The 26,207-nt window shown below is 66.4% G+C and carries 27 protein-coding genes; 18 read left to right on the top strand and 9 right to left on the bottom strand.

Features of this window, described 5'->3' with window-relative positions:
- The first annotated feature begins 102 nt into the window (after window positions 1-102).
- From AvAM_RS23395 to AvAM_RS23375, 5 genes are all read left to right on the top strand, one after another.
- A complete protein-coding gene (locus tag AvAM_RS23395) occupies window positions 103-852 on the top strand; it encodes a tyrosine-protein phosphatase (RefSeq protein ID WP_137749302.1) in 750 nt (249 codons plus the stop codon).
- A gap of 183 nt (window positions 853-1,035) precedes the next feature.
- On the top strand, window positions 1,036-1,521 hold the full coding sequence (locus tag AvAM_RS23390; RefSeq protein WP_137749301.1) for a hypothetical protein: 486 nt from the start codon (window positions 1,036-1,038) through the stop codon (window positions 1,519-1,521).
- 299 nt (window positions 1,522-1,820) lie between these two features.
- The gene (locus AvAM_RS23385; RefSeq protein ID WP_171012384.1) at window positions 1,821-3,644 is read left to right on the top strand and encodes a DEAD/DEAH box helicase; all 1,824 of its coding nucleotides are present in this window, start codon (window positions 1,821-1,823) and stop codon (window positions 3,642-3,644) included.
- Between the two features lie 29 nt (window positions 3,645-3,673).
- A complete protein-coding gene (locus AvAM_RS23380) occupies window positions 3,674-5,788 on the top strand; it encodes an AAA family ATPase (RefSeq protein ID WP_137749299.1) in 2,115 nt (704 codons plus the stop codon).
- Between the two features lie 47 nt (window positions 5,789-5,835).
- Window positions 5,836-7,257 (top strand): DUF2130 domain-containing protein, encoded by a 1,422-nt coding sequence (locus AvAM_RS23375; protein WP_137749298.1) that lies wholly within the window; start codon window positions 5,836-5,838, stop codon window positions 7,255-7,257.
- Window positions 7,258-7,372: 115 nt separating this feature from the next.
- Here the strand turns inward: AvAM_RS23375 and AvAM_RS23370 are convergent, their stop codons facing one another.
- Window positions 7,373-7,960 carry a flavin reductase family protein gene (locus AvAM_RS23370; protein WP_137749297.1) on the bottom strand — a complete coding sequence of 196 codons (588 nt, stop codon included), beginning with the start codon at window positions 7,958-7,960 and terminating at the stop codon, window positions 7,373-7,375.
- Between the two features lie 236 nt (window positions 7,961-8,196).
- Here AvAM_RS23370 and AvAM_RS23365 point away from each other — a divergent pair, with 236 nt between their 5' ends.
- A complete protein-coding gene (locus AvAM_RS23365; protein WP_137749296.1) occupies window positions 8,197-8,577 on the top strand; it encodes a VOC family protein in 381 nt (126 codons plus the stop codon).
- A gap of 7 nt (window positions 8,578-8,584) precedes the next feature.
- Here AvAM_RS23365 and AvAM_RS23360 read toward each other — a convergent pair whose 3' ends face one another.
- Both AvAM_RS23360 and AvAM_RS23355 read right to left on the bottom strand, forming a co-directional pair.
- Window positions 8,585-9,319 (bottom strand): hypothetical protein, encoded by a 735-nt coding sequence (locus AvAM_RS23360; protein ID WP_249368337.1) that lies wholly within the window; start codon window positions 9,317-9,319, stop codon window positions 8,585-8,587.
- Window positions 9,320-9,387: 68 nt separating this feature from the next.
- Complete coding sequence (locus AvAM_RS23355; RefSeq protein ID WP_137749295.1) at window positions 9,388-10,632, bottom strand: helix-turn-helix domain-containing protein; 1,245 nt, start codon at window positions 10,630-10,632, stop codon at window positions 9,388-9,390.
- Window positions 10,633-10,734: 102 nt separating this feature from the next.
- On the opposite strand from AvAM_RS23355, the gene AvAM_RS23350 reads away from it, so the two are divergent.
- The 6 genes from AvAM_RS23350 (at window position 10,735) to AvAM_RS23325 (ending at window position 14,676) form a co-directional block, all read left to right on the top strand.
- Window positions 10,735-11,343: a trans-aconitate 2-methyltransferase gene (locus AvAM_RS23350; protein WP_137749294.1), complete on the top strand. Its 609-nt coding sequence runs from the start codon at window positions 10,735-10,737 to the stop codon at window positions 11,341-11,343.
- Window positions 11,340-12,119 carry a tRNA-uridine aminocarboxypropyltransferase gene (locus AvAM_RS23345; RefSeq protein WP_249368334.1) on the top strand — a complete coding sequence of 260 codons (780 nt, stop codon included), beginning with the start codon at window positions 11,340-11,342 and terminating at the stop codon, window positions 12,117-12,119. The genes AvAM_RS23350 and AvAM_RS23345 overlap by 4 nt, the downstream gene beginning before the upstream one ends.
- Before the next feature lie 254 nt (window positions 12,120-12,373).
- A complete protein-coding gene (locus tag AvAM_RS23340; RefSeq protein ID WP_137749293.1) occupies window positions 12,374-12,796 on the top strand; it encodes a hypothetical protein in 423 nt (140 codons plus the stop codon).
- A gap of 137 nt (window positions 12,797-12,933) precedes the next feature.
- Window positions 12,934-13,413 carry a GNAT family N-acetyltransferase gene (locus tag AvAM_RS23335; protein ID WP_137749292.1) on the top strand — a complete coding sequence of 160 codons (480 nt, stop codon included), beginning with the start codon at window positions 12,934-12,936 and terminating at the stop codon, window positions 13,411-13,413.
- A gap of 185 nt (window positions 13,414-13,598) precedes the next feature.
- Window positions 13,599-13,850 (top strand): hypothetical protein, encoded by a 252-nt coding sequence (locus tag AvAM_RS23330; protein WP_063459727.1) that lies wholly within the window; start codon window positions 13,599-13,601, stop codon window positions 13,848-13,850.
- Window positions 13,851-14,103: 253 nt separating this feature from the next.
- On the top strand, window positions 14,104-14,676 hold the full coding sequence (locus tag AvAM_RS23325) for a DUF1439 domain-containing protein (protein WP_137749291.1): 573 nt from the start codon (window positions 14,104-14,106) through the stop codon (window positions 14,674-14,676).
- Window positions 14,677-14,800: 124 nt separating this feature from the next.
- Here AvAM_RS23325 and AvAM_RS23320 read toward each other — a convergent pair whose 3' ends face one another.
- Both AvAM_RS23320 and AvAM_RS23315 read right to left on the bottom strand, forming a co-directional pair.
- Complete coding sequence (locus AvAM_RS23320) at window positions 14,801-15,871, bottom strand: serine hydrolase (protein WP_137749290.1); 1,071 nt, start codon at window positions 15,869-15,871, stop codon at window positions 14,801-14,803.
- A 109-nt stretch (window positions 15,872-15,980) separates the two neighbouring features.
- Window positions 15,981-16,904: a LysR family transcriptional regulator gene (locus AvAM_RS23315; protein ID WP_137749447.1), complete on the bottom strand. Its 924-nt coding sequence runs from the start codon at window positions 16,902-16,904 to the stop codon at window positions 15,981-15,983.
- A gap of 136 nt (window positions 16,905-17,040) precedes the next feature.
- Here AvAM_RS23315 and AvAM_RS23310 point away from each other — a divergent pair, with 136 nt between their 5' ends.
- On the top strand, window positions 17,041-17,820 hold the full coding sequence (locus tag AvAM_RS23310; protein WP_137749289.1) for an SDR family oxidoreductase: 780 nt from the start codon (window positions 17,041-17,043) through the stop codon (window positions 17,818-17,820).
- An 18-nt stretch (window positions 17,821-17,838) separates the two neighbouring features.
- On the opposite strand, the gene AvAM_RS23305 is transcribed toward AvAM_RS23310, so the two are convergent.
- Window positions 17,839-18,828 (bottom strand): LysR family transcriptional regulator, encoded by a 990-nt coding sequence (locus AvAM_RS23305; RefSeq protein ID WP_137749288.1) that lies wholly within the window; start codon window positions 18,826-18,828, stop codon window positions 17,839-17,841.
- Window positions 18,829-18,997: 169 nt separating this feature from the next.
- Between AvAM_RS23305 and AvAM_RS23300 the strand changes: the two genes are divergently transcribed.
- A complete protein-coding gene (locus AvAM_RS23300) occupies window positions 18,998-19,906 on the top strand; it encodes an oxidoreductase (protein ID WP_137749287.1) in 909 nt (302 codons plus the stop codon).
- A gap of 115 nt (window positions 19,907-20,021) precedes the next feature.
- On the opposite strand, the gene AvAM_RS23295 is transcribed toward AvAM_RS23300, so the two are convergent.
- Together AvAM_RS23295 and AvAM_RS23290 are read right to left on the bottom strand one after the other, a co-directional pair.
- Window positions 20,022-20,555, bottom strand: coding sequence for a hypothetical protein (locus AvAM_RS23295; protein WP_137749286.1), 534 nt, complete (start codon window positions 20,553-20,555; stop codon window positions 20,022-20,024).
- Window positions 20,556-20,575: 20 nt separating this feature from the next.
- Window positions 20,576-21,349: an NIPSNAP family protein gene (locus AvAM_RS23290; RefSeq protein ID WP_249368333.1), complete on the bottom strand. Its 774-nt coding sequence runs from the start codon at window positions 21,347-21,349 to the stop codon at window positions 20,576-20,578.
- A 264-nt stretch (window positions 21,350-21,613) separates the two neighbouring features.
- On the opposite strand from AvAM_RS23290, the gene AvAM_RS23285 reads away from it, so the two are divergent.
- On the top strand, window positions 21,614-22,627 hold the full coding sequence (locus AvAM_RS23285) for a YafY family protein (RefSeq protein WP_137749285.1): 1,014 nt from the start codon (window positions 21,614-21,616) through the stop codon (window positions 22,625-22,627).
- A gap of 75 nt (window positions 22,628-22,702) precedes the next feature.
- Here AvAM_RS23285 and AvAM_RS23280 read toward each other — a convergent pair whose 3' ends face one another.
- Window positions 22,703-23,365 carry a TetR/AcrR family transcriptional regulator gene (locus tag AvAM_RS23280; protein WP_137749284.1) on the bottom strand — a complete coding sequence of 221 codons (663 nt, stop codon included), beginning with the start codon at window positions 23,363-23,365 and terminating at the stop codon, window positions 22,703-22,705.
- A gap of 110 nt (window positions 23,366-23,475) precedes the next feature.
- Between AvAM_RS23280 and AvAM_RS23275 the strand changes: the two genes are divergently transcribed.
- The 3 genes from AvAM_RS23275 (at window position 23,476) to AvAM_RS23265 (ending at window position 26,082) form a co-directional block, all read left to right on the top strand.
- A complete protein-coding gene (locus tag AvAM_RS23275; RefSeq protein ID WP_137749283.1) occupies window positions 23,476-23,904 on the top strand; it encodes a VOC family protein in 429 nt (142 codons plus the stop codon).
- 84 nt (window positions 23,905-23,988) lie between these two features.
- Window positions 23,989-24,474 (top strand): DUF1579 domain-containing protein, encoded by a 486-nt coding sequence (locus tag AvAM_RS23270; protein WP_137749282.1) that lies wholly within the window; start codon window positions 23,989-23,991, stop codon window positions 24,472-24,474.
- A 168-nt stretch (window positions 24,475-24,642) separates the two neighbouring features.
- Window positions 24,643-26,082, top strand: a complete 1,440-nt coding sequence (locus tag AvAM_RS23265; protein WP_137749281.1) for an MFS transporter — start codon at window positions 24,643-24,645, stop codon at window positions 26,080-26,082.
- Window positions 26,083-26,207: the final 125 nt, after the last annotated feature.

Raw genomic sequence — 26,207 nt, 5'->3', positions numbered from 1 at the left:
TCCACCAGCGTCTTGGCAGGCCTGCCAGCCACCCGCGCGACACGCGCCTGCCGCACGCCCCGACTATGCTGTGCGCTTCGCCCACCGGCCCACGCCCGCACCATGCAGACCACCCCCACCCGATCCCTGCCCATGGCAGGCGCCACCAACTTCCGCGACCTGGGCGGCTACACCGGCCACGGCGGGCGGCCCGTGAAGTGGCGGCGCATCTTCCGCTCCGATCACCTGGCGGGCCTCACGGCACAAGACCAGGCCCTGCTGGCCGAGCTGGGCGTGGCCCGCGCAGTGGACTTTCGCGGCCAGGCCGAAAGCGCTGCCCATGCCTACGCACTGCCGGGCGTGGCCTACCACCCCCTGCACATCGAACCCACCGTGGTGCAGCGCGCGCTGGAGCTGCAGCGCACTGGCCGCCAGCTCACCGCGCAAGACGCCGTGGGCCTGATGCAGGACACCTACCGGGGCTTTGTGCACGACAACGCCCCGCGTTTTGCCGAGCTGTTCCGCCTGCTGCTGGCCAGCGATGCGCCCATGGTGTTCCACTGCACCGCAGGCAAGGACCGCACCGGCTTTGCCGCCGCCCTCATCCTGCTCACCCTGGGCGTGCCGCGCGACGTGGTCATGCACGACTACCTGCTCACCAACGCGCTCTACCAGCGCCCGCCCGGCATGGGCAGCCACGCCCCCGAAGAAGTGCTGGCCGTGCTGTGGCGCGTGCAAGAGGAGTTTCTGGACGCTGCGCTGCACATGGTGGACAACGACTTTGGCGGGCTGCAGGCGTACCTGGTGGACGTGCTGGGCGTGGATGCCGCAGCGCAGAAGGAATTGGCGGGGCGGTATCTGCAGGCGGTGTGACGCCCTGATGCGCCTTGCTGGTTGGCGTGCGCGCAGCCCACCGACCACGGCGCACTGTTGCTTGTGCGCTGCAGGCTCCCGCCTTTTCTGTGGCGCGGGGCCGATGCCCCGGATTCAGAGGGCCCCGGTGGGTAGCATGCCCAGCTTCACTTTTTGGTGGCGCTTGCCTGCGCCCTTGCTCTCATGATCCGACTGGTACTGATCGCCCTGGTGTTGCTGGGGGGCTTTTATGCATATGGCCGTCTGGCGTTTTCCGAACCGCGCGTGATGGGCTGGATGACACAACACGCCGCGCGCAGCATGCAGGGCGACAGCGTGGCCTGTGAAGACTATGCCGACGACCTCAAGGTCGAGCTGACCGCCAAGGGCCAGCGCGGGCGCTGGGAGGTCGAAGGCGGCAAGGCAGAGATGTGTGGCTACCTCAAGCAATCGGCCGCAGCGCTGACCGTGCTGCAGGCCAGCACGCAGACCGAGTTTGACAACGTGCGCATCACACGCGGCGGCTTTCCGTGGACCACCGCCCGGCTGCAGTACACCCAGCGCACCACAGTGCAGGCAGGCGGCCTGCCCAGCATGACGGTGGTCAGCGAAGACGCGCTGGTGCTGGCCCGCACCCCCTCCGGCCTGCGCATTCGCGAGCTGCAGTCGCAGTCGTCTGGCGGGCTGTGAGGGCGATGAGGGAGGTGGCTCGGCGGGGCCGCACCCATGCTGCGCGCTAGCCCCCCACACCGGAGCAGACAGGCGCAGCGGGCTGGGCAAGCCCGTGCCGTCGGGCGCTGCTTGCAAGTGGCGTTGGTCGATCCATCTTGAATTCTTGCCTTGGCGCCGTCTCGGGGCGAGGGCGTTCGCCGCGCGCCTTTGACTTCGCTCTTTGACATCCAAAGGTTGCGCACCACCCTCGCACCCCCTACAGTGCATTTACAAATGCACACATGGGCGGCACACCAGCAAGGGAGGCAACTGGCGGCATGGCGATATTGATACCGGCATTGGGCGCATGCACATCGCGCATGACAAGTGGCGAGCGGCGCCTGGCAGAGCGGTTGGAGCAAAAGCTCGACGACGACTACCTGCTTTGGTACGACGTGCCCGTAGGCCCCCAGCAACTGCATCCTGATTTCATCGTGCTGCACCCCAGCCGGGGTTTGCTGATTCTGGAAGTCAAGGACTTCCGCCTGAGCACCATCGTGCAGGCCACCAAAGACGAGTGGACCATTCTGGACAACGCCAGCGGTGCGCCGAAACACATCCAGTCGCCCTTCGCCCAGGCCCGCAACTACGCCCATGCCGTGCTCGGCGCGCTGCGTGCCGACAAGCGCCTGGTGCACCCCGATGGCCGCCGCCAGGGCGAGGTGGTGTTTGCCTGGAGCTACGGCGTGGTGCTGCCCAACATCACCCGCAAACAGTTCACCGATGCGCAGCTAGGCCAGGCCATTGCAGCCCACCGCGTCATCTGCAGTGACGAAATGACCGACAGCGTGGAGGCCGAGGCCTTCCAAAGCCGCCTGTGGGAGATGTTCCCCTACGAGCGCTACCAGACCCTGACCCTGCCGCAGATTGACCGCGTGCGCTGGATACTTTTCCCGCAGGTGCGCATCCCCGAACAAGCCATCCTGTTCGACGAGGCCAATATGCAGGCCGAAGTGCCCGACATGCTGCGCGTAATGGACCTGCAGCAAGAGCAACTGGCCCGCAGCCTGGGCGACGGCCACCGTGTTATCCACGGCGTGGCGGGCTCTGGCAAAACCATGATCCTGGGCTACCGTGCTGAGTACCTGGCGCGTGCCACGTCTGCGGGCAAGCCTGTGCTGGTGCTCTGCTACAACGAGCCCCTGGCCGTGAAGCTGGCCGCCACCATGGCCGCCAAGGGCTTGGGCGAGCGCGTGCACTGCGTGCACTTCCACAAATGGGCACGCGCCCAACTGGTGGCCTACGGGCAATCGCTACCCGCCGACAACCAGAGCGTGGATGCAAAAATGGCCGACATGGTCCAGCGCGTCATCACAGGCGTGGATCGCGGCCACATCCCCACCGGCCAGTACTTGGCCGTTCTCATCGACGAAGGCCACGACTTTGCGCCCGAATGGCTCAAGCTCGTCACCCAAATGGTGGACCCTGCCACCGACAGCCTGCTGGTGCTGTACGACGACGCCCAGAGCATTTACGACCGGGGCCGCAAAAAGAACTTCAGCTTCAAAAGTGTGGGTATCCAAGCACAGGGCCGCACCACCATCCTGAAGATCAACTACCGCAACACGCGGCAGATTTTGCAAACCGCCAACGCCATCGCGGGCGACCTGCTCACTGCCGAAGACCGTGACGACGACGGCATCCCCCTCGTCAAGCCCGTGAGCTGCGGCCGCGACGGCCCCGAGCCCATCATCATTAACCTGCCCACCCTGCCCGAACAGGCCGCCAAGATTGCCGAGCTGCTGCAAGGCGCACACGCCGACGGCTTTGCATGGGGCGACATGGCCGTGCTGTGCGCAGACACCACGACGCGCGACCTGTGCGCCCGCACGCTGGCGCAACGCAAGCTGCCGGTGGAGAACCGGCTGGGCTCGGGCGACTATGACCCTACCAGCAACAAGATCAAGGTGATGACCATGAAGGTGAGCAAGGGCCTGGAGTTCCCCGTGGTGGCGCTTCCCGGGGTGGGACATATGCCAGCGGCGGGGGAGGATGAGAGGGAAGCGGCGCGGGTGTTTTATGTCGCGGCTACCAGGGCGACGCAGAAGTTATTGATTACTCAAAGTGCAGACAGCCACTTCTCCAAGTTCTTATTTTCATAACGGCATTCACCAAATTAAAGACTCTATGTATGAAACTTCAACATATCGCAATTGAGAATTACAAAGGACTTGCAAACGCAAGTTCAAAGCTCGATGATTTTTCTTGTGTTATCGGAGAAAACAATGCGGGAAAATCCTCTCTCTTGCAATCTGTTTTGCTACTCATCAACGGCACAAAGCTTTCGTCACACGAGTACTTCGATCCCAAAAAGGAGATTCTGATTGCCGGCATGTTTTCAGGGCTGACCGATGAAGTGCTTGAGAAGATAGGTGAAGAAAACAAGAAGAAGATTGAGCCTTATGTAGTTGACGCCTCGATAACCTTGGCACGGCGGTATGCGATTGATGGATCTTCAAAGCTGAGGATCATCACAAAAATACCGAGTGAACTCAAATATCGTGATGAAAAATTTGAAGAGGTTTTCAAAGGCAAGAAAGGCAAAGAGCTCGGAGAGGCGCTACTTGCCTTCTATCCCGAGGTCGCCACGATCGAAGAATCTAAATTAATCACAACGCAAAAGGCCGCGAAGGATCTGATTGAAAAATATGTCGCCGGAATGCCCGAAGAAAAACTTGTTCTGGCAGATATTGCGCTTCCCACAGGAATAGACAACAGCATTAGAGGAGTATTGCCTGAACCTGTATACATTCCGGCTGTAAAGGACTTTTCCGATGATCTAAAGACCAAGGAGAGTGCAACATTCGGCAAACTCTTACACATTCTCCTGGAGGTTATCGAAAGTGATCTTTCAGACGCTGTGGAAACGTTTGAAGCCCTGAAGAAAAAATTGAATCGAATCACCGGCGAGAACGGTCAGGTTTCCGACGAGCGAATGGAAAGGGTGAAAGCAATTGAGGCGACGATTCAAAGGAATCTGCAGGAAACATTTCGTGATGTCTCAATTGAAATCAATATTCCTCCACCGGAAGTGAAGTCGATCCTTTCGAACGCGACAATTGTTGCTGACGATGGCATGAGGGGGCCAGTTGAAAACAAAGGTGATGGCTTTAAACGTGCAATCACTTTCAGTATCCTGCGGACTTATGTTCAGTTGTCTCAACAAGCTGACTGGAAGAAAGCCGACGAGAAGCTAAAAGCGACGAAAGACCGATTTCTCTTTCTCTTCGAGGAGCCGGAGCTCTATCTTCACCCACAAGCACAAAATGTCTTGTTCGAGGCCCTTTCGCTTATCTCAAAGACTCAACAAGTCGTAGTAACAACTCATTCGCCACTTTTCTTCTCGCCGACTATTACGAAGACGTTTATCAAGATCTACAAGCAGCGAATACCGAATCAGATAAAGCCGCAAAGTGTCTGCCTAACCATTGATCTGAATGACATGCCGACCAAAGATCAGTTTCAGATCATTTCTTTTGAAACGGGTAGCCATGCCTTCTTCTCCCGACGAGTCATTTTGGTCGAAGGAGACAGTGAACTTATTGCACTTCCGCACATCGCGAAAACGCTCAATGCTCAATGGGATTTAAAAGCCAATTCGATCAGCTTGGTAAAAATCAATGGGAAGGGAAGTTTTAAGCGTTACCTAGATTTTTTCTCGAAATTCAACATCAGCATATTGTTGGTGTCGGACTTGGATGTACTACTGGAGGGCTTCGATAAGACCGAGCCTACTCATGAAATGAAGGCATTGCGGGCGGATTTACTCGCGGATGTAGACGAGATCATTGCAGATGAAAATCTGTTGCCTGTTCCGAGCCCAAAATTGCTCAAAGAGGAGCTTCAGCGAGACAGGGTCAAGGCACTTCACTCATCACTCGTTGCCGCCAGAGTTAAGGGTGATGTTGCTGAGCAATGCCGCATCCTTGATGAAATCTTTGTCTTCGAAAGAACGGTCCCCCGCCTTGCGGTACTGTCTGATTTTTCCAGAGAAAACATAGTTTTGAAAAAACGCCGACTTCTTGCCTCACTTCGAACCAAAGGAATATGTGTTCTTGAGAAGGGTGCAATCGAGGAGTACTACCCCAATACAGTGAAAGGGGCCGACAAACCGTCTTTAGCGCAATCGTTCTGTAATTTGGCAAGTACCAGGGAGGAAGTGCTTGCACTTTGCAACTTGATCGATGTAGACGGTATACCGACACCAGAACTCGAAGTCATCATGAAACAAGTATTCGCTGCGTAGGTTTCAACCGATACCAGTCAACCAACAGAAGAAAAGCCCCATCCGCCATGCACGAAATCATCTGCCCCCACTGCAACAAAGCCTTCAAGATCGACGAGGCGGGGTATGCCGACATCCTCAAGCAGGTGCGCGATGGCGCGTTCGAGCAAGCTTTGCACGAGCGCCTCGAATTGGCCGAACGGGAAAAGCGCGACGCGATTGCCCTGGCCAAGGCCGAGGTGACCAACACGCTGCAAAAGGCAGCGGCTGCCAAAGATACCGAGATTCAGGCGCTTAAAGCCCAGCTGGACGCGGGCGAGGTAGCGCGCAAGCTGGCGGTGACCGAGGCCTTGGGCACGGTGAGCCAAGAGCGCGATGCGCTGGCGAACGAGCTGGCCCAAGCACGCAGCGCACAACAGGCCGCAGCCCAGTTGGCCGAGGCCAAGCTGGCCCATGCGCTGCAGACCGAAGCCGCCAAGAAGGACACCGAGATTCAGGCGCTGCAAGCCAAGCTGGCTGCCAGCGACGTGGCGCGGCAATTGGCGGTGACGGAGGCGGTGAACCAAGCCGTAGGCGTGGTCGCCCAAGAGCGCGATGCCTTGAAGAGCGAGCTGAACCTCATCACCGTCAAAAACCAGCTGGAAGAGAAAGCCATCAAAGAGCAATTCGCCCTGCAGTTGCGCGACCGCGAAGGCGAGATTGAGCGCCTGCGGGACATGAAGGCGCGGCTATCGACCAAGATGGTGGGCGAGACGCTGGAGCAGCACTGCGAGATTGAGTTCAACCGCATTCGTGCGGCAGCCTTTCAGCGCGCGCATTTTGAGAAAGACAACGACGCCCGCACCGGCAGCAAGGGCGATTACATTTTTCGCGAAGCGGACGAGCACGGCACCGAGATCGTTTCCATCATGTTTGAGATGAAGAACGAGAGCGACGAGACGGCCACCAAGAAGCGCAACGAAGACTTCCTGAAAGAGCTGGACAAGGACCGCAACGAGAAGGCCTGCGAGTACGCGGTGCTGGTGTCCCTGCTGGAGCCGGAGAGCGAGCTGTACAACAGCGGCATCGTCGATGTGTCGCACCGCTACCCCAAGATGTATGTGGTGCGGCCGCAGTTCTTTGTGCCGCTGATTACGCTCTTGCGCAATGCGGCGTTGAACTCCATGAAGTACAAGTCCGAGCTGGCGCTGGTGCGCTCGCAGAATGTGGACATCACCAAGTTTGAAACCCAGCTGGACGAGTTCAAGACGGCGTTTGGGCGCAACTGGCGCCTGGCCTCCGAGGGCTTTGAAGAAGCCGTGAAGCGTATTGACGAAGCAATCAAGGACCTGGAAAAAACCAAGGAGGCGCTGCACAAGTCCGCCAACAACTTGCGCCTGGCCAACGACAAGGCCGACGACCTGACGATCAAGAAGCTGACCCGCGGCAACCCGACGATGGCGGCCAAGTTTGCGGAGCTCAAGCAGGTGGGGATGTCAGAGGGGGAGTGAGACAGTGCGGCGCGGTGGAAGGCGTGCGGCTGTGCGTTGCACACCCATCGCTGCTGGCGGTGATCAGGAGCCCGCACTGCCTGCCGCAACGGCGATGCGCCCCCTGCACCCGGGCTCACACCCTGACAGAAGCCCCCGTCGCATAAAACTGCCCGCCCGCCACGTAGTGCAGCGTGCGCAGCGCATCCGGCGCGGTGTCGAACTCCCAGTGCCCGTCCCGGAACACGCGCTCGTCCGCCCAGGCTGCCACCACTTCGCCGATGAACAGGTCGTAGGCCTGCTGGTTGTGGGGCTCCGGGATCACGCGGCACAGGAGCCAGGCGGCGCAGCCTTGCACCAGCGGCGGCGTGGTTGGGGTGGGGTGGCCGGGGGCGTCGAACAGCTCCACGCCGTGGCGCTGGAGCTTGTCGGGCTGGGTCTTGGCGCTGTCGGTGCCCAGGGCCACGGTGAGGGCGGCCAGGGGCACGGTGGGCAGCTGCAGCGCAAAGAGCCCGCTGGCCTCCACCAGTTCGCGCGTGCGTGTGGCCTTGTCGAGCACCACCGTGACCTTGGGCGGCGCAAAGTCCAGCGCGCAGGCCCACGATGCCGCCATCACGTTGTGCTGGCCCGCGTGGGCGGCCGACACCAGCACGGTGGGGCCGTGGTTGAGGAGGCGGTAGGCCTTGTCGAGGGGGACGGGGCGGGCGTGGGAAGGAGCTTGCATGGGCGGCTGTGCGGTGTGGATCTAGGATGTTTGCTATGTATTTGATAGCTTATGGCGCTTGATGGTCGCGCGCAGAGGGCCATTTTGGCTTGAAAGAATGGGGCAGGAGGGCTGCAGGGTTTTGGAGAATTCCGCGTGCGCTGGGCAGAACGGGGCGCGGGGCTACCAACAAGTAACATGCTCGTGCTTTTGAGCGCATATCAACCAGCCCCCCGGGGCCCTATGGAGACAAGACGATGTTCAGTCATGTGATGGTCGGCGTGAACGACCTGGAGGTGTCGAAGGTGTTCTACGACGCACTGCTTGGCACGCTGGATGTGCCGCCCGGTGTGGCCAACAAGAACCGCTATTTCTACCGGGGCCCGCACGGCACCTTTGGCATCACCACGCCCATCAACGGCGAGGCCGCCACGTTTGCCAATGGCGGCACCATCGGGTTTGCGATGCAGTCGCCCGAGCAGGCCGATGCCTTCCACGCGGCCGGGGTGGCGAATGGCGGCACCACCTGCGAAGACCCCCCGGGCTGGCGCGAAGGTCCGGGCGGGCGGCTCTACCTGGCCTATGTGCGCGACCCGGACGGCAACAAGCTCTGCGCGCTGCACCGCCCACCCAAGTGACGCGGGTTCAGGCGCTCTGGGCGCCGGGCCGCCGCACGGCGCGCACCTTGCCGCTGCCGCCACCGCCGCAGTAGAAAAAGCCTGCCCCGTCGGATTCGAGCCCGCTCACGCCCACGCCTGCGGGCATGTCCAACTGCTGCAGAACGGCGCCGCTGGTGGGGTCGATGTGGCGCAGGCTGCTTTCCTCGCCCTCCCAGGTGCCGTGCCACAGCTCGCCGTCCACCCAGGTCACGCCGGTCACAAAGCGGTTGGATTCGATGGTGCGGCGGATGGCGCCCGTGGCCGGGTCGATCTGGTGGATCTTGCGGTCACGGTACTGGCCCACCCACAGGCTGCCTTCGGCCCAGGTCAGGCCTGAGTCGTTGCCGCCGCCGGGTGCGGGGATGGTGGCCAGCACCTGGCCGGTGGCCGGGTCGATCTTGTCGATGCGCGCTTCGGCGATCTGGTAGAGGTGGGTGCCGTCGAATGCCGTGCCCGCGTCGCACACCACCGCCAGCGTGTGGGTGGTGGCGCCGCTGGCCGGGTCAAAGCCCACCAGTTGCTCGCCCGTGGCGGCCCACACGCGCTGGCCGTCGTGCGTCACGCCGTGGACGGCGCTGGCGCTGCCAAAGGGCCCGTATTCGCGCACGACCTCGGCGGGGCGGCGCGAGGCAATGGGCAGGTGCAGGTGGGACGCGGGCGTGTCGCCGGTCTGGCTGCTGCAGGCGGCGTCGCGGGGGGATTCCAGGGTGGTGTCGGTCATGTCGATGGCTCCTTGCGAGGGTGCCCGGTGCACGCTGAAGAAGTGGTGCGGTGGGCGGTGAGGCCACTTTAGGGATTTGGCGGCGTGGTGGGGAGTAACAAGATCGTCGTGAATCCCACCAGCGGCGCAGCCACCCAGCGGCGGGCGCGGGCCTGGCCGATGGCGCGCACCTGGCCGCTGGCCTCCAGCTCCGCCAGCGCGCGCTGCACGGTGCGCTGGCTGTCGCCAACGGCCAGTGCCAGGGCCGATGTGGACCAGGCCGCGCCGTCGGCCAGCAGCGCCAGCAGCGCGCCCTGCGCGCCATCCACCGGCGGGGCCAGCACGGCCACGGTGTGGCCCGCCAAAGGCCGCAGCACAAAGCCGCGCGCCGTGGCTTCCACACCCGCCAGCGGCGCGATGAGCTTGCGCAGGCGGCCCAGCTCCACGCGCAGCCGGGCGCGGTGCGTCTCGTCGGGGTGGCGCGTGCGGAACACGCTTGCAATCAGCGCCTCGCGGTCCACATCGCCGGGCCAGGCCTGCGCCAGCGCGCGCACCAGCGCAAACAGCACAGGGCGGCGCGCCAGGGGCAGCGCCACGCCGCTGGTATGCACAGCGTGGCGGCACGCATCGACCACCAGCGTGTGGCTGGATGCGCGCAGCGCAGCCACGTCCTGCAGCCGCAGCGCCTGCTCGCCGCCCGGCCCCAGCAGGCGCGCGGCGGGCTGGGTCAGCAGCGCACGCGCGTGGGCCACCTCGGCCTGCAGCGCGGGCACACCAGCGTGTTGTGCGGCCCGCTTGGCATGTTGCAAGGCGGTGTGTGCGGCGTCGATGTGCAGCGCGCGCAGCGCCAACTCCGCACGGGTGAGTGCGGCCACGGCGGCCAGCGGGGCGGACAGGTGTGTGGGCGCGGGCGCACCGTCGGCTGGGTGGGTGGCCAGCAGGTCGGATGCCTCGACCAGCCGCCCCAGCAGCACCAGCCTGCGCGCCGTCACCAGCAGCGCCTGCAGCGCGTTGGTGGTGTCGCCGTGGGCCTGCAGCGTGTGGGCGGCTGCCAGCAGGGGCGCAGAGCCGTCGCCGCCCAGGTCACGCTGGGCCAGCGCCACCTCGGCCTCGGCCACCACGCAGCGGGCGCGGGCCACGGGCTCGTGGGCACCAAACGCGCGGGCAGCCCGGCGCAGCAGCTCGCGGGCACGTGGGTGTTCGCCCAGCTGGGCCATGGCGATGCCGCGCAGGGCCAGCGCGGGCGGGTCGTCGCGCAGGGCTACGCGCTGCAGTGCGGTGAGGGCATCGCCCGCAGCCAATGCGCGGGCGGCGGCAGCAATCATCGAATCCATGGCGACAGACTACACGCCTGCCCACGCGCACGCTCACCCTCACGCAGGTGCGGGATACTCTCGCCCTCTCTCTTCCCGTACCCCGCCCACAAGGACCGCCCATTGAAATCCGCCAGCGCCACCACCTTCGACGAGGCCTACTACCAGCGCTTTTACTTCGACAAAAAGACCAGCGTGGTGGACCCGCAGCACATGGAGCGCCTGGGCACTTTTGTGTGCAGCTACCTCAAATACCTGCGTGTGCCGGTGCACCGCGTGCTCGACGTGGGCTGTGGCATCGGGCTGTGGAAGGACATCGTGGCGCAGCACTTTCCCGCTGCCAGCTACCAGGGCGTGGAGTTCAGCCCCTACCTGTGCGAGCGCTTTGGCTGGCAGCAGGGATCGGTGGTGGACTATGTGGCCGACGCGCCGTTTGACTTTGTGATCTGCCAGGGGGTACTGCCCTACCTGAGCCCGCCAGACTTGAAGACCGCGCTGCACAACCTGGGCCGCCTGTCCAAAGGCGCGCTGTATGTGGAAGCCGTCTCGCGCGAGGACTATGAGCGAGACATCATCGACGAAGACCTGACCGACAACCGCGTGTTCCGCCACCGGGCCGAGCTGTACCGGCGTGGTCTGCAGCAGGGCGCGATCGAGCTGGGCGGCGGCGTGTGGCTGAGCCGCCAGGCCGAACTGCCGTTGTTTGCGCTGGAGCAGGCGGGCGGGCAGTGACCACAACCGCTGTGCCAGCACCTGCGCCGCAGGCGAGTGCGCGCGTTCCCCACGCGGTCTCGCGCCTGCGCGCCGAGCGCCTGGCCCGTAGCGCCAAGCCCTTTCTGGCGCGGGGCGGCCCCAAGGGCGAGCGCTGCGCAGGCTGCCGCCTGGTGCCCAGCCACTGCCTGTGTGCGCTGCGCCCCGAGGTGCCAACGCGTGCGGGCATGTGCCTGCTCATGGCCGACACCGAACCCCTCAAGCCCAGCAACACCGGCTGGCTGATCGCCGACGTGGTGGCCGACACCTATGCCTTTGGCTGGGCGCGCACCGAGGTGCAGCCCGGCCTGCTGGCGCTGCTGGCCGACCCGCAGTGGCAGCCCTATGTGGTCTTCCCCGGCGAGTTTGTGGCGCCTGAACGGGTGGTGACGCAGGTAGCGCCTGAGGGCGCGCCGGATGGCAAACGCCCGCTGTTCATCCTGCTCGACGCCACCTGGCCCGAGGCGCGCAAGATGTTCCGCAAAAGCCCGTACCTCGACCGCTTCCCCGTGCTGAGCTTGCAGCCCGAACAGATCTCGCGCTACCGCCTGCGCCGCTCGCGCCGCGAAGACCACTTCTGCACCGCCGAAGTCGCCGCGCTGTGCCTGGAGCTGGCGGGCGAGGAGCAGGCCGCGCAGGTGCTCGACGCCTACCTGGACGTGTTCACCCACCACTACCTGCAGTCCAAGCACCAGCTGCCGCCCGATGTGAACGGGTCGGCCCACGCGCAGTTGCGGGCGGCGCTGGCGCGGGGCTGAGGCCAACAGCCTGGTCCGCCCCGTCCGCCATGACAGGTGCCGCAACCTGCCAGGTTCACCGCGCACAGAGCGCGTCGCGCGGCCCATGCCCTTGCATGACCTGTTGCTCAAATTGCATGCACCGTTACCACACCGTTACAAGTGCCGGGTGGGGCGCGCTCCACAATTTCAGCGCTTGCGTGACCACTTCCACCGTGGCCCGTCTGCCCGGGAGGGGCGGGGCCTGCAGCGCATGCCTAACCCGTTGGAGAACCATGAAAAAAACGACTTCCCTGTTGCTCGTCGCCACCCTGAGCCTGGCTGCGGCATCGCTGGCCCACGCGGGCAAGGCCGAACGTGACTTCTTTGCCGCCGAAGTGACCCCGGCCCTCAAGGCGGCGGCCAGCACCCTCAAACAGTCGTGCGGCTGCGATGTGAAGATGGACGTGAAGCAGGACAGCTTCCAGACCGTGGACCACCTGCGCCAGGTGCGCTACGCGGCAGGCGCCATCGTGGACAACGCCCCGCGCTACTGCAGCGACGCGCCTTCCAAGACCACCGTGTGCAAGCTCAAGACCCTGGAATTTGCGCGCACCGGCACCACCGCCTTCAAATTTGCCGCTGGCAAGGGCGTGATCACGCTGGACGAAAGCTCGTACCCCAGCTGGGACATGCTGGCCGCCGAGCTGGACAAGTAAGCCCTGAAGCCTGAGCCATGGCGCCGCCGGTGCCATGGCCGCACTGGCGCACGGCCCACGCGGGGCATACAACACGCGAACGCCAAGCGCACAAAGGGCACACTCGGCGCAGACGTCCACCTTCTTGCCGCCAGCTGATGCCCACCTTTTTCATCCGTAGCTTCCGCCCCGGCGACGCGCCGGCACTGCGCAGCGTTTTCCACGCCGCAGTGCACCATCTCACCAGCAGCCACTACAGCGCCGAGCAACGGGCCGCCTGGGCCTCCGCCGAACACGACGCCACACAATGGGCCGCGCGCATGCAGGCCAACCAGCCCTTTGTGGCTGAGGCCGATGGCGGCGCCATCGCAGGTTTTGCGGATCTGCAGTCCAGTCCCAGTGGCTATATCGACATGTTCTTTGTGGCACCAGTCTTTGCGCGCCAGGGCGTGGGCCACGCGCTGATGGCGCATATCCATGCACAGGCCGCGCAGCAGGGGCTGGTGCGTTTGTGGGCGGATGTCAGCCTGGTGGCCGAGCCCTTTTTTGCGGCCCAGGGCTTTGCCGTGGAAGCGCGCCAGGCGGTGGAGCGCGCGGGCGTGGTGCTGCACAACGCGCGCATGGGCAAGGCGCTGTAGTTGTTGATGCTCTTGTTTTGATAGCTTAAAACGATTGTCTATCGCGCGGTAACGGCCCTTTTGACAGGCAATCGAGCCCGTGTGCTGCCGGGGCGGGGCGCCCGTGCCTTACAGTAGCCGCCCTGCCGCACACGCGGCGCCCCCTCATTCCCCACCGCTTGCCAACACAAGAAGGCCACCCCACCATGACCAAAGACCCGGCCCGCCAACGCGAACTGCAACCCATGGCCCTGTGCGAGCCCTGCCAGGGCATCCAGCGCAACTGGCGCAAGGCCCCCGGCCACGCCGAGCTGGTGCAGCGCGGCAACCGCAAGGAAGACCGCGACCACGGACCGGTGACCTTCACCCGCTACGTGTGCGACCGCTGCGGCACGGCCTGGGAGTACGAGAACGACAAGACCAACCAGCAGGCGGGCTGGTCGGTGGTGGGCCGTTGACGATTCAAAAAGGATAGCTGCCAGCGCATGATTGACAGGCGGTGGAAGCTATTTTGATTGGTTTTTTCGAGGCGCCGAGCCGCGCCACCACGGCGCACAGGCATGGGCACCCCCATGGCCTGCAAAAAACTCCGGCCCGCTTCCGTTCGCCACCGCAACGCGGTCTGCCAGAACACGCTGAGGCGAGCAGGCCAACCGGGCGGCACCTTTTGCCCGCGCCGGTATCCCACCTCCGTTCAAGGAGTTTTTGCCCATGCTGCACCGCCGCCAATTTCTGACCACCACCTCCAGCCGCCTTGCGCTGGGCAGCGCGGCATGGTTGCTGGCAGGGCGCGGCGCATGGGCCTTCCCCAGCTACACCGTGCCGCTGGCCCAGCTGCAGGAGATGGTGGCCACCAAGTTCCCGCGCAGCGTGCCGGTGCAGGGCCTGTTCGATCTGAACCTGCAGGCACCGCAATTGCGCCTGCTGCCCGAGGTCAACCGCCTGGGCGCCACCATGGCCGTGGACGCGGCAGGCCCTGCGCTGCGGCGCAGCCATGGTGGCACCTTTGATGTGGAATTTGCGCTGCGCTACGAGGCCAGCGACCGCACGCTGCGCGCGCACCAGATCAAGCTGGGGCGGCTGGACTTCCCCACCCTCAAGCCTGCGGTGACCGATCTGCTCAACGCCTACGGCCCGGTGCTGGCCGAGCAGTCGCTGCGCGAAGTCACGCTGCACCAGCTGCGCCCGCAGGACACCGCCGTGTTCGACGGCCTGGGCCTGCAGCCGGGGCCCATCACCGTGACGGCCAAGGGGCTGGAGGTGGCGTTTGTGCGCAAGCCTTAAAACAGGCTCTCAGCCCTGGCCGTACCGCAGGCTGCGTGGTGGTGGTCCAAAAATGATAGCTATCAGCGCTTGACGGACGCGCGGTAAGGGCTGAAAAAACTTCAAATTTGGGGCGTCCGATGCTCTACCGGGGCTCGCCCGCAACCCGCCGCTGCGCCGCTGCAAACACGGGGTTGCGGATGAGCTGCAGCGCCTGCCCGCGCTGGCCGCTTTCGGGTGACACGGTGGAAGTGGTGGCCACCACCAGGTCGAGCGGCGGATACACCCAGATGAACTGCCCGCCAAACCCGCTGGCCATGAAGGTGGGCCGCGCGGCCTTGCCGGGCACCACCCACCACAGGTAGCCGTAGGGCAGCCCCACGGGCGGGCCGCCCGCGTGTTGCACCTGTATCGAGGCATCGGCAAACGCCTCGGGCACCAGGGTCTGGCCGTTCCACTGGCCACGCTGCAGATAGAGCTGGCCCAGCTTGGCCATGTCCAGCGTGCGCAGGTGCACGATGCTGCCCTGGTAACGCGGCGCAGCCAGGCCCAGGGGCGCCACCAACTGCTGCTGCGCATAGTCGGCCAGGGGCATGCCGGTGGCTTTTTCCAGCACGGCCACCAGCAGCGGCGTCACGGAGTTGTCGTACGCAAACACCTGCCCCGGGTCGGCCGCCAGCGGCCTGGCCCAGGCCTCGCGAACGGGCAAAGGCGCTGCGGTGCCCGCGCGGGTGCGCGGGCCGCCGTCCAGCGCAAAACCGGCCGTCAGCGTCAGCAGGTGGCGCAGCGTGATGGTGGCGGCGCGCGGGTCGGGGTTGAGTGGCGCCCATTCGGGCACCAGGTCCACCACGCGCTGGTCCACGCTGCCGATGCGCCCCTGGGCCAGGGCCGTGCCCAGCAGTGCCGAGAGCGCGCTTTTGGAGGCGGACTGGGTATCGCGTAGCCTCTCCGGCTCGCCGTCGCGGTAGAAGCGGTACACCACCCGGCCGCGCAGCACGACCACCGCACTTTGCACATCGGGGTACTGCGTGGCCAGCGCGGCCTCCACGGGCTGGAAGGCGGCGGCGTCCAGCGCCTGTTCTTCTGCGGTGGCCGTTTCGCGCCAGGTGGATGCAGCGGCGGTTTGCGCATGCACAGCGCCCGCCGTCAGGCCGGCCCCGCCGACCAGCAGGCACAGCGACAACGAGACACAACAGGCGGGCTGGCGGATGGGCATGCGGACTCCTTGGGTGGGACGCGGGATGTGCTTGCCAGTGTAGAAGCCGCCACCTTTACGCCAGCCAAAGAGGAAGTGGTGAATGGATGCAGCTGCAGGGCCTGTCGCCTCAATCCGCCCGCACCCGCTGCGCAAACCCGCGTTGGCTGAACTGCTCCACCACAAAGTCCACAAACACCCGCGTGCGCGCGGGCAGCAGCTTTTTGCTGGGGTAGTACAGCATGGTGGGCCCCGCGTCGGCCCACCAGCCGGGCAGCAGGCGCACCAGGTCGCCGCGTGCCAGCCAGGGCTGCGCAAACGGCATGGGCAGCACGGCCGCGCCCAGGCCCATCAGCGCGGCCTGGCACATGGCCTCGGGGTCGTCGAACACGATGCGGGGGCGGAACTCCACCGGCGCGGCCGCGCCTGCCTTGTTGCGCAGGGTGATCACCGGCACACGCCCGGTGCGGATGGCGCGGCGGGCAATGCCGTCCCATGCCGCCAGGTCGGCCGGGTGGCGCGGCGCCTTGCGGCCCTGCAGCAGCGCAGGGGCCGCGACCACCACCAGGTGGATGGGCCCGAGCGTGCGCGCCACCATGTCGGGGTTCAGGTTCAGGCCGCCGCCAATGCCCGCGTCAAAGCCCTCGCCGATCAGGTCCACCTGCCGGTTCTCGAAACGCCAGTCGGGCTGGATGGCGGGGTAGCGCTGCAAAAACTCGGTGAGCAGCGGCACCAGGTAGGCGCGGCCAAAGGCCTGGCCCATGCTCACCTTGAGCGTGCCTGCGGGCTGCTGCTCGGCCTCGGCCGCATGGTCCACCGCATCGGCCAGTGCCGTCAGCGGCGGCCCGATCTGCGCCAGCAGCCGCTGCCCGCCGTCAGTCAGTGTCAGGCGCCGCGTGCTGCGCTGGAACAGGCGCACGCCCAGGCTGGCTTCGAGCCGCGCCACGTTCTTGCTCACCGCCGCAGGCGTGAGGCCCATGTGCCGCGCAGCGGCCGAGAAGCTGCCGGACTCGGCGGACTGCACAAAGGATTCGAGGTGGCTGAGCGGTTGCATGGCTGGCATTTTCAACCTTTGGTTGAAAGTTATCCATCCCATTGGTGGCTACCGCGCGGGCAATGGTTTTCTGACACTGCAGGGGCTCCTGGTTCGTTGTGGAACCTTTTTTGATCCCCTTTTTTGGAGAAACACCATGTCTTCTGTTTTGGCAACCTCCCCCACCCACCAGCCCCTGGCGGGCAAGGTGGCGCTCGTCACTGGCGGCGCGCGCGGCATTGGCGCGGCCATCGTGCGGCGCCTGGCGCGCGACGGCGCGGCCGTGGCCTTCACCTACAGCAGCTCGGCCGCACCGGCCCAGGCGCTGGTGGCGGCCATCGAATCTGCGGGCGGCAAGGCCCTGGCCCTGCAGGCCGACAGCGCCGATGCGGCCGCCCTCACACAGGCGGTGGACCACGCCGCCCGCGCGCTGGGGCGCCTGGACATCCTCGTCAACAACGCAGGGGTGGCCGTGGCGGGTGTGCTGGACAGCTTTGCGCTGACCGACTTCGACCGCACCCTCAACGTGAACGTGCGCGCCGTGTTCGTGGCCACACAGGCCGCCGTGCGCCACATGGGCCAGAGCGGCGCCTACGGCCGCGTGATCACCATCGGCAGCACCAACTCCGACCGCGTGCCATGGCCCGGCTTCAGCGTCTATGGCATGAGTAAGGCCGCCATCGTGGGCCTGACCAAGGGCCTGGCGCGCGACCTGGGGCCACGCGGCATCACCGTGAACAACGTGCAGCCCGGCCCCGTGAACACCGACATGAACCCCGCCGACGGCCCCATGGCGGGCGACATGCACGGCCTGATGGCGCTGGACCGCCACGCCGACCCCGACGAGATCGCGGGCATGGTGGCCTACCTGGCCGGGCCTGAATCGGGCATGGTGACGGGGGCGAGCTTGCTGATCGACGGCGGTTTCGCGGCCTGACCGGCTGCCCGCGCGTGTTCACTGCGCGGGCTTGCGGGGCCGGGGCTTCTTCGCGGGTGCTGTGGGTGCGGTGCCTGCCGCCAGCTCCTGCGGTGTGAGCACATAGGCCGGGTTGTGGGCCACCATCTCCACCGCCAGGTCGATGAACGCCCGCACCCGCGCGGGCAGCGCCGTGCGGCTGCCGTAGTACACATACAGCGCCAGGTGCTCTGCCACATGCTGGGGCAGCAGCGGCACCAGCTGGCCGCTGCGTACCAGCGGCGCGGCCGTGACGCCGACCAGCTGGCCCACCGCGTGGCCGCCCAGCACCGCGCGCGCCTCGACCTCGATGTCGTTGGTGCAGAACGCGGGGTGGATGGTGCGCGCCACGATGTCGTCGCCCACCTGGAACTCCCACGGCATGGGCTTGCCGGTGGAAGCGTGGCGAAAGCCGCTGCAACGGTGCTGCGCCAGGTCGTCGATGCTGGCGGGCGCACCGTGGCGCGCGATGTAGGCGGGCGCTGCGCACACGATGAGCTGCAGTGTCAGCAGCCGCCGCGCCACCACGCCGCCCTCGGGCGGGTAGCCCGAGCGGAATCCCACGTCCACGCGGTCTTCCACCCAGTTGCCGATGCGATCGTCCAGCTGCACATCGGGCTCCACCAGCGGGTGGCGGCGGCAGAACGCGTCGAGCACCGGCCAGACCACCTCCAGCAGGATGGAGCGCGGCGCCACGATGCGCAGCGGCCCCGCCATTGCCTCGCGACCGCGCCGCGCGCCCTGCACCGCCTGCTGCAGCGTGGCCAGGCCTGGCTGCGCCGAGGCCAGAAACTGCCGGCCTTCTTCGGTCAGGCCCAGGCTGCGCGTGGTGCGGTGGAACAGCCGCACGCCCAGGTGCGATTCGAGCTGCACCAGCAGCTGGCTCGATGCCTGGGGCGTGATGCCTTGCGCGGCCGCCGCCTGGCGCAGGCTGCCCAGCTCGGCCGCCTTGGCAAAGTTGGCAATGGCACGCAGTTCGTTGATGGCCATGGTGGAGGGGTGAGCGAGGTGATTGGGGTGGGTATTGTGGGTTGTGAATTGGCAAGTAATGCTTGTCAATGAATCCATGGATTATGGGCTAGTCGATTGGCAATGCATTGCCTAAAGTTCACCGCCATGGGGCACCCTCCCATTGCTCAACACACCTCAAGGACCTGCCATGACTGCTGCACACACCACCTCCACCCCAGCCGCTACCACCGGCTTTTCGTACCCCCGCGTCTGGATGATCACCGGCGCCTCGCGCGGCATCGGGGCGCGCATTGCCGAGGCCGCTCTGGCCCAGGGCGATGCCGTCATCGCCACGTCGCGCAGCGCTGCATCCGTCGAGCAGCGCCTGGGCGCACACGACGCCCTGCTGCCCCTGGCGCTGGACGTGACCGACGAGGCCCAGGCCCGCCAGGCCGTGGGCGCCGCGCTCGATCGCTTCGGCCGCATCGACGTGCTGGTCAACAACGCGGGCTACGGCCTGCTGGGCGCGGTGGAGGAAGCCACGGCCGATGAAGTGCTGCGCCTGTATGACACCAACGTGTTCGGCCTGCTGCATGTGACCCGCGCCGTGCTGCCCGCGATGCGCGCGCGCCGCGCCGGGCACGTGGTCAACATCTCTTCGCTGGGCGGGGTGCAGTCGGCCGCAGGGTTCGGCCTGTACTGCTCCACCAAGTTCGCGGTCGAGGGCATCACCGAGGCGTTGCACGCCGAGCTGGCGCCGCTGGGCATCCACGCCACCGTGGTGGAGCCGGGGTACTTCCGCACCGAATTCCTGGACAGCGCCTCGCTGGCCGTGTCGCCCCGCGTGCTGGACGACTACGCCGAGAGCGCCGGTGCCGTGCGCGAGGCCGCGCGCCGCATCAACCTGAACCAGCCCGGCGACCCCGTGCGCCTGGCCCAGGCCGTGATGCAGCTGGTGGCCAGCCCCACGCCCCCGCTGCGCCTGCCGCTGGGCACGGACACGCTGCAGACCATTGCCGACAAACATGCCTTTGTGGCGAAAGAGACGGCGCAGTGGCGTGCGGTGGCTGCGTCCACCGACTTCCCGGCGCAGGAAGCCGCGCTTCAGGCGGTGTGAGTTGATGCTCTTGATTTGATAGCTAATAGCGCCCTGCCATCAGGAGGCAGGGGCTGTTTTGGATCAAAATTTTTGGGCCTGGGTGCTAACTGGATGGGGCGCAGGCTGCCGACGCTCACACCGGCCGCGCCATCTCCATCACCCAGTTCACTTCCCAGGTCGCGCCGCCGTCGTCCGAAAACGCCTGCTGCCAGCGCGGTGCGCCGGTGTGCATCTGCGACCACTCGAAGCGCACGCGCACCGGGCGGCCCTCGAACAGATCCTCGCCTTCAAAAAGGCCCACGCCGTTTTGGAAGCCTCCCACCACGGGCGGCAGCAGCTGGCCGGTGGCCGGGTCCAGGCCGCCGGTGAGGTTGTCGAGCCAGTAGATGCTCCAGCGCTGCGACTCGGGGCTGAACACGCGCAGCGCCATGCCCACAAAGCCGGGCTTCCAGGCCTGGGGCGTGAAGCTATCGTAGTTGCCGATGCTGGCGGGCAGTGGGTGCACGGTGCCTATGGCGTCGAACACCTCCCAGTCGTTGCAGCCTGCCAGGCGCCGCACCAGTCGGGTGTTGCGGATGCGCCAGGGGCCCATGAGGAAGTCGAAGTCGCGCGCGGCGCTGGGGGCCACGGCGGGCGAGGGGATGGTGATGAGATGGGGCGTGGTCATGGTGGTGTTCTGGTGGGGTTTCATGCGTGCAGGGCGCTGCGCGCCGTGGGCTGCAGGCACAAGGTGTCGGGTGGGCCCGCCAGCCAGGGCGCGAGGTCCGGGGCCACGCCGCGCTCCCAGGCGTGGCTGTGGGTCGCGGCCTGGGCCGCTGCGGCGCTGCCAAACAGGGCCAGCGCCAGCAGCACGGGTTCGCCCTCGCGCACGGGCAGGCGGGGGAAGGTGTTGGCACTGGCCTCGGTGCAGTACCACGCCACCTGGCGCGCGCCGCTGCGCTGCAGTAGCGGGGCCATGCGGTGGCGGCAGAACGCCAGCAGCGCGGGCGTGGGCTGCGCGCGCAGCGGGAAGATGCTGGCCGTGAGCACCCCCGGTGCTGCGCCGCCGCTGCCGGGCGCGGGGCGCGCGTGCTGGGGCAGGGCGATGGCGGCGCCGGGCCAGGCGTGGCGCAGCAGCAGCACGTTGTCCGAATCGACCATGGTGGCGTTGGCCGCATTGCGGTGCGCGGCCCACACGGGTCCGCCATAGAAGCCTTCGAGCGCGCGGCGGCGGGATTCCATGTCGGCAAAGCCGCGCAGCCACACAAACATGTCGGGCCGGTCCAGGTCGCGGAACTGGCCCAGCACGCGCATGCCGTGGGCCTCCTGCGTCTCCACGAACTCGCGGTCGAACAGGTCGATGAGCGCGTCGCGCTGCTGCGGGTGCAGCGTGTACTGGCGCAGCTCGACCACGGCGCATTCGTCGGCGGCGGGCGGGGCTGCGCAGGGTGGGGGTGGCGGGGCCATGAGGGCTTCGGGCATGCGGGGCTCCTGGTGAGAAAACGGGCGAAAAACACAACGAGCCCGCAGTCTGCGCCGCCATACCTGCCACCTTGTGGCAGGTATTTGGGATATCTTTGTGCATCGCTTGTCAGAGCGGCTCACAAAACTCTTCTGGCGTCGTTGCCGTGTCATGTCGTATTGCTCTTACTACGCGCACTGCCTGCAACGCGGCGCCTGGCCAGAACCGCCTCGCTGAGTTTTTTGGGCCGCTCTTGTTGCTCCCACCACGCCCTTTTTTGCCCCATGCGCGCCAGCCGCCTGCTTTCCCTTCAGATGCTTCTCGAAACCCGGGGCCGCATGAGCGCGCAGGCGCTTTCCGAGGCGCTGGAGGTGTCGGTGCGCACGCTCTACCGCGACGTGGACCAGTTGAGCGCCGCCGGTGTGCCCATCTATGCCGAGCGTGGGCGCCATGGCGGCTTTGCGCTGTTGCCGGGCTGGAAGACTACGCTCACCGGGCTCACGCCGTCGGAGGCGCAGGCCGTGTTCCTGAGCGGCCTGCCCGGCCCCGCGCAGGACCTGGGCCTGGGTGGTGATGTGGAGGGTGCGCGGCTGAAGCTGCTGGCTGCGCTGCCCGCGGGGTGGCGCGACGACGCCCAGCGTGTGAGCACCCGCCTGCACCTGGACCCGGTGGACTGGTACCGCGAGAGCGAGCCCACGCCCCACCTGACGGCCGTGGCCGCCGCCGTGTGGAACGGCCACCAGATCCGCATGCGCTACGAGAGCTGGGCCGACACCGTGGAGCGCACGGTGAGCCCGCTGGGCCTGGTGCTCAAGGCCGGGGTCTGGTACCTGGTGGCGCTGCCCGTGGCGTCCGCAGGGGCGGCGGCCGCACCGGGCACGGCAAAGGGCGGCCCGCGCACCTACCGCGTGTCCAGCATCCGCGCCGCCACCGCATTGGCCACGCCGGTGCGCCGCCCCGCGCGGTTTGATCTGCCGGGCTACTGGGCCGCGTCGATCCAGCGTTTTGAATCGGAGATCTACACCGGCCACGCGCAGGTGCTGGCCACGCCCGCCGGGCTCCGGGGCCTGCGCGTGCTCAGCAGCGCCGTGGCGCGTGCGGTGGCGGCCGCCAAGCCATCGCGCCGAAACGATGGGCGCGTGGCGGTGTCAATGCCCATCGAGTCGGTGGAACATGCCTGCGGGCAGCTGATGCGCCTGTCGCCCCAGGTCGAGGTGCTGCGCCCCGCCGCGCTGCGCCGTGCGCTGGTGCAGCGGCTGCGGGCCACAGCGCGGTTGTATGGTGTTGAAATGCTATGAATTAAATAGCTGAAAAGGGATGATGGACGCGCGCAGAGGGCCTAAAACCCTTGAGGGATCTCTGAAGCTCCGGGCTTAGATCCCCCGCTCCACCATGTCCAGCAGCCGCTGCCCCAGCCCGTCCAGCATGGTCTGCGGCGTGCCGCGCAGCGGGCCGTCGATGGCCAGCAGGGCCATGCCGTGCACGGTGGACCAGGCCAGGTATTCCGCGCCTTGGCGCCGCGCGGCGGGCAGGGCGCGTGCGGCCACCAGGTCGTCCAGCGCCGCACTCAGGTGCTCAAAGGGGTTGAGGCCCGTGGCGCCGCCCAGGGCCGGGTCGGGTTGTTGCTGCACGGTGAAGCGGCCGCCAAACGCGGTGCGGAACAGGCCTGTCTCGGCCTGGGCAAAACGCAGATAGCCCGCGCCCACGGCGCGCACCTTGGCGTGGGCCTGCTGGGTGGCGGTGCCGGTGGCGGGCACCTGGGCCAGTTCGGCCTCCATGAAGCGTGCGGCGGCGGCCACGGCGGCGGCGCGCACGGCGCCCAGCAGGTCGTCGCGGTTGGCAAAGTGGCGGTAGGCCGCGTTGGGCGCCACGCCCGCGCGGCGCGTGGCCTCGCGCAGCACCACGGCATCGGGGCCGCCCTGGCGGGCCAGCTCGATGCCTGCGTCCAGCAGTGCGCGGTGCAGGTCGCCATGGCGGTAGGTGCTGCGGGCCGCAGCGCGGGCCGGTTCGGGCGTGTTGCCGGTGGTTACGTGCATGTTGTTTTGGATGTGGACACTGTCCATTATCTTTGTTATGGTTTGTGGACGGTGTTCACAATTGCACGCCGACCCTCTCTTTTGCTCCCCCAACCCGCCAGGAGACCCCCATGAAAGTCGAGCCCTATCTGATGTTTGAAGGCCGCTGCGAAGAGGCGCTGGATTTCTACCGCAGTGCGCTGGGCGCCCAGGTCAAAGTTCTCATGCGCTACAAGGACAACCCCGACCCGGCCAGCGCCCCGGGCTGCGCCGACGGCAGCGGCAGCGGACCCACGCCAGAGATGGTGATGCACGCGGAGTTTTCTGTCGGCCAGACCACGCTGATGGCGTCGGACGGCATGGGTTCGGGCAAGGCCAGCTTTCAGGGCATCTCGCTGGCCCTGAGCCCCGCCAGCGTGGCCGATGCCGAGCGCCTGTTCCACGCGCTGGCCGATGGCGGCCAGGTGCAGATGCCGCTGTCCAAAACGTTCTTCTCGCAGGCCTTTGGCATGGTGGCCGACCGCTTTGGCGTGCCGTGGATGGTGGTGGGGCCGGAATAAACGTGAAACGCGCTGGCCGCGCATCGAGTCACCCGACCCAGCATCTTTCCTTCCTTTGATCGATTCACCCCCCAGGAGACACCCATGATGAACTCCGAACCCCATGCCATGCACCGCTGGCTGCAGCAGCTGATCGGCGACTGGACCAGCAGCTCCAGTTGTGACGCGCCACCCGGCGAGCCCGCCGGGCAATCCGTGGGCACTGAGCGCGGGCGCGCGCTGGGCGATCTGTGGGTGATTCTGGAAGGCACGGGCACCATGCCCGACGGCGGCGCGGCGCGCATGCAGATGACGCTGGGCTACGACCCCGAACAGAACGTGTTTCTGGGCACCTGGGTGGGGTCGATGATGAGCCACATGTGGGTGTATCGGGGCACGCTGGATGACGACCAGAAGGTGCTGACGCTGGAGACCGAAGGCCCGAGCTTCCAGGGCGACGGCAAGACGGCACGCTACCGCGATGTGATCACCCTCGTGGGGCCGGGCGAGCGCACGCTCACCTCATTCAGCCAGCAGCCGGACGGCAGCTGGAGCCAGATCATGCAAGCAAAGTACACGAAGACCCCCTGAGCCGCTGCGCGGCTTCCCCCTGGGAGGGGGACGCACCCGGTGGACTGGCGGAGCCAGATCCACGGGTGCACTGGCCTTTGCGCCGCGCCCGTCGCAAGCCGCAAGCGCCGCGCGCGTGACAAACTCTCGGGCGCGTTGTCTGCGTTTTTCACATTCCCATTGACCTCCATGACCCTCCCCATCGAAGGCCGCGCACGCTGGCCCGCGCTCATCCTGCTGTGCCTGGGCGAGCTGATGATCGTGCTCGACACCACCATCGTGAACGTGGCGCTGCCCAGCATCAAGGCCGACCTGGGCTTTACCGAGACCTCGCTGGTGTGGGTGGTCAACGCCTACATGCTCACGTTTGGCGGCTGCCTGCTGCTGGGTGGGCGGCTGGGGGACCTGTACGGCCACCGGCGGCTGTTCCTCGCGGGCATCACGCTGTTCACCCTCGCGTCGCTGGCCTGCGGGTTGGCCCACACGCAAGGGCTGCTGGTGGCGGCGCGCGCGGTGCAGGGCGTGGGCGGGGCGGTGGTGTCGGCCGTGGCGCTGTCGCTCATCATGAATCTGTTCACCGAACCCGGCGAGCGCGCGCGGGCCATGGGGGTGTATGGCTTTGTGTGTGCGGGCGGGGGCAGCATTGGCGTGCTGTTGGGCGGGGTGCTCACCAGCGCTTTCAGCTGGCACTGGATCTTTCTGGTCAACATCCCCGTGGGTGTGGCCATCTATGCGGCCTGCCTGGCACTGCTACCGGGCGGCAAGGGGCAGGCGCACGGGCAGCGGCTGGATGTGGCGGGCGCGGTCACCATCACCGCGTCGCTGATGCTGGCGGTGTATGCCATCGTCAACGGCAACGAGGCGGGCTGGACCTCGCCGCAATCGCTGGGCCTGCTGGGCGCCTCGGCGGCGCTGCTGCTGGTGTTTCTGTACATCGAATCGCATGTGGCCGCGCCGCTGGTGCCGCTGGCCCTGCTGCGGCTGCGCAACCTGGCCATTTCCAACGTGGTGGGGGTGTTGTGGGCGGCAGGGATGTTTGCGTGGTTCTTTTTGTCGGCGCTGTACATGCAGCTGGTGCTGGGCTACGACGCGATGCAGGTGGGCCTGGCCTTCCTGCCCTCCAACCTGATCATGGCGGGCTGCTCGCTGGGCTTGTCGGCCTGGGTGGTGATGCGCTATGGCATCCGCAGCACGCTGGGCTGGGGCCTGGTGCTGGCCACCGTGGGCCTGGTGCTGTTTGCGCTGGCGCCGGTGGGCGGAAGTTTTGCGCTGCATGTGCTGCCGGGCATGCTGTTGCTGGGCGTGGGGGCGGGCATTGCGCTCAATCCGCTGCTGCTGGCCGCCATGGGCGATGTGAAGCCGGAGGATTCGGGCCTGGCGTCGGGCGTGGTCAACACCGCCTTCATGATGGGCGGCGCGCTGGGCCTGGCCGTGCTGGCCAGCCTGGCCGATGCGCGCACGGGCGCGCTGCGCGAGGCGGGCGCATCGGCCCAGGTGGCGCTGAACGGGGGCTACCAGCTGGCCTTCTGGGTGGCGGCAGCGGGTTCGCTGGTGGCGGCGCTGCTGGGCGGCCTGGTGCTGCGGCCCGCGCAGTCGCCGGGTGCGGGTGCGCAGGTGGTGGCGCACTGAGAAATGGATTGCTATAAATAATATAGCTATTAGGGCAATATCAATGGGCGGTAGTGCCCATTTTTGCTTGTATTTCTGGCAGTGAGCGCGGGCATCCAGCGCCCCACTGTCCTGCGGGGTGTACC

The organism is Acidovorax sp. NB1 (assembly GCF_005405905.1).
GTDB lineage: Bacteria > Pseudomonadota > Gammaproteobacteria > Burkholderiales > Burkholderiaceae_C > Acidovorax.
The sequence above is the reverse complement of the archived record's forward strand: the minus strand, read 5'-3'. Positions and strand labels throughout refer to the sequence as shown.

Coding starts and splice junctions, on each gene's coding strand:
- AvAM_RS23280 (WP_137749284.1), bottom strand. CDS start 23,365: ATGCACGTAACCACCGGCAACACGCCCGAACCGGCCCGCGCTGCGGCC.
- AvAM_RS23315 (WP_137749447.1), bottom strand. CDS start 16,904: ATGCAACCGCTCAGCCACCTCGAATCCTTTGTGCAGTCCGCCGAGTCC.
- AvAM_RS23385 (WP_171012384.1), top strand. CDS start 1,821: ATGGCGATATTGATACCGGCATTGGGCGCATGCACATCGCGCATGACA.
- AvAM_RS23275 (WP_137749283.1), top strand. CDS start 23,476: ATGAAAGTCGAGCCCTATCTGATGTTTGAAGGCCGCTGCGAAGAGGCG.
- AvAM_RS23365 (WP_137749296.1), top strand. CDS start 8,197: ATGTTCAGTCATGTGATGGTCGGCGTGAACGACCTGGAGGTGTCGAAG.
- AvAM_RS23325 (WP_137749291.1), top strand. CDS start 14,104: ATGCTGCACCGCCGCCAATTTCTGACCACCACCTCCAGCCGCCTTGCG.
- AvAM_RS23300 (WP_137749287.1), top strand. CDS start 18,998: ATGACTGCTGCACACACCACCTCCACCCCAGCCGCTACCACCGGCTTT.
- AvAM_RS23340 (WP_137749293.1), top strand. CDS start 12,374: ATGAAAAAAACGACTTCCCTGTTGCTCGTCGCCACCCTGAGCCTGGCT.
- AvAM_RS23320 (WP_137749290.1), bottom strand. CDS start 15,871: ATGCCCATCCGCCAGCCCGCCTGTTGTGTCTCGTTGTCGCTGTGCCTG.
- AvAM_RS23355 (WP_137749295.1), bottom strand. CDS start 10,632: ATGGATTCGATGATTGCTGCCGCCGCCCGCGCATTGGCTGCGGGCGAT.
- AvAM_RS23360 (WP_249368337.1), bottom strand. CDS start 9,319: ATGACCGACACCACCCTGGAATCCCCCCGCGACGCCGCCTGCAGCAGC.
- AvAM_RS23370 (WP_137749297.1), bottom strand. CDS start 7,960: ATGCAAGCTCCTTCCCACGCCCGCCCCGTCCCCCTCGACAAGGCCTAC.
- AvAM_RS23395 (WP_137749302.1), top strand. CDS start 103: ATGCAGACCACCCCCACCCGATCCCTGCCCATGGCAGGCGCCACCAAC.
- AvAM_RS23285 (WP_137749285.1), top strand. CDS start 21,614: ATGCGCGCCAGCCGCCTGCTTTCCCTTCAGATGCTTCTCGAAACCCGG.
- AvAM_RS23295 (WP_137749286.1), bottom strand. CDS start 20,555: ATGACCACGCCCCATCTCATCACCATCCCCTCGCCCGCCGTGGCCCCC.
- AvAM_RS23390 (WP_137749301.1), top strand. CDS start 1,036: ATGATCCGACTGGTACTGATCGCCCTGGTGTTGCTGGGGGGCTTTTAT.
- AvAM_RS23270 (WP_137749282.1), top strand. CDS start 23,989: ATGATGAACTCCGAACCCCATGCCATGCACCGCTGGCTGCAGCAGCTG.
- AvAM_RS23375 (WP_137749298.1), top strand. CDS start 5,836: ATGCACGAAATCATCTGCCCCCACTGCAACAAAGCCTTCAAGATCGAC.
- AvAM_RS23335 (WP_137749292.1), top strand. CDS start 12,934: ATGCCCACCTTTTTCATCCGTAGCTTCCGCCCCGGCGACGCGCCGGCA.
- AvAM_RS23265 (WP_137749281.1), top strand. CDS start 24,643: ATGACCCTCCCCATCGAAGGCCGCGCACGCTGGCCCGCGCTCATCCTG.
- AvAM_RS23290 (WP_249368333.1), bottom strand. CDS start 21,349: ATGCCCGAAGCCCTCATGGCCCCGCCACCCCCACCCTGCGCAGCCCCG.
- AvAM_RS23330 (WP_063459727.1), top strand. CDS start 13,599: ATGACCAAAGACCCGGCCCGCCAACGCGAACTGCAACCCATGGCCCTG.
- AvAM_RS23305 (WP_137749288.1), bottom strand. CDS start 18,828: ATGGCCATCAACGAACTGCGTGCCATTGCCAACTTTGCCAAGGCGGCC.
- AvAM_RS23380 (WP_137749299.1), top strand. CDS start 3,674: ATGAAACTTCAACATATCGCAATTGAGAATTACAAAGGACTTGCAAAC.
- AvAM_RS23310 (WP_137749289.1), top strand. CDS start 17,041: ATGTCTTCTGTTTTGGCAACCTCCCCCACCCACCAGCCCCTGGCGGGC.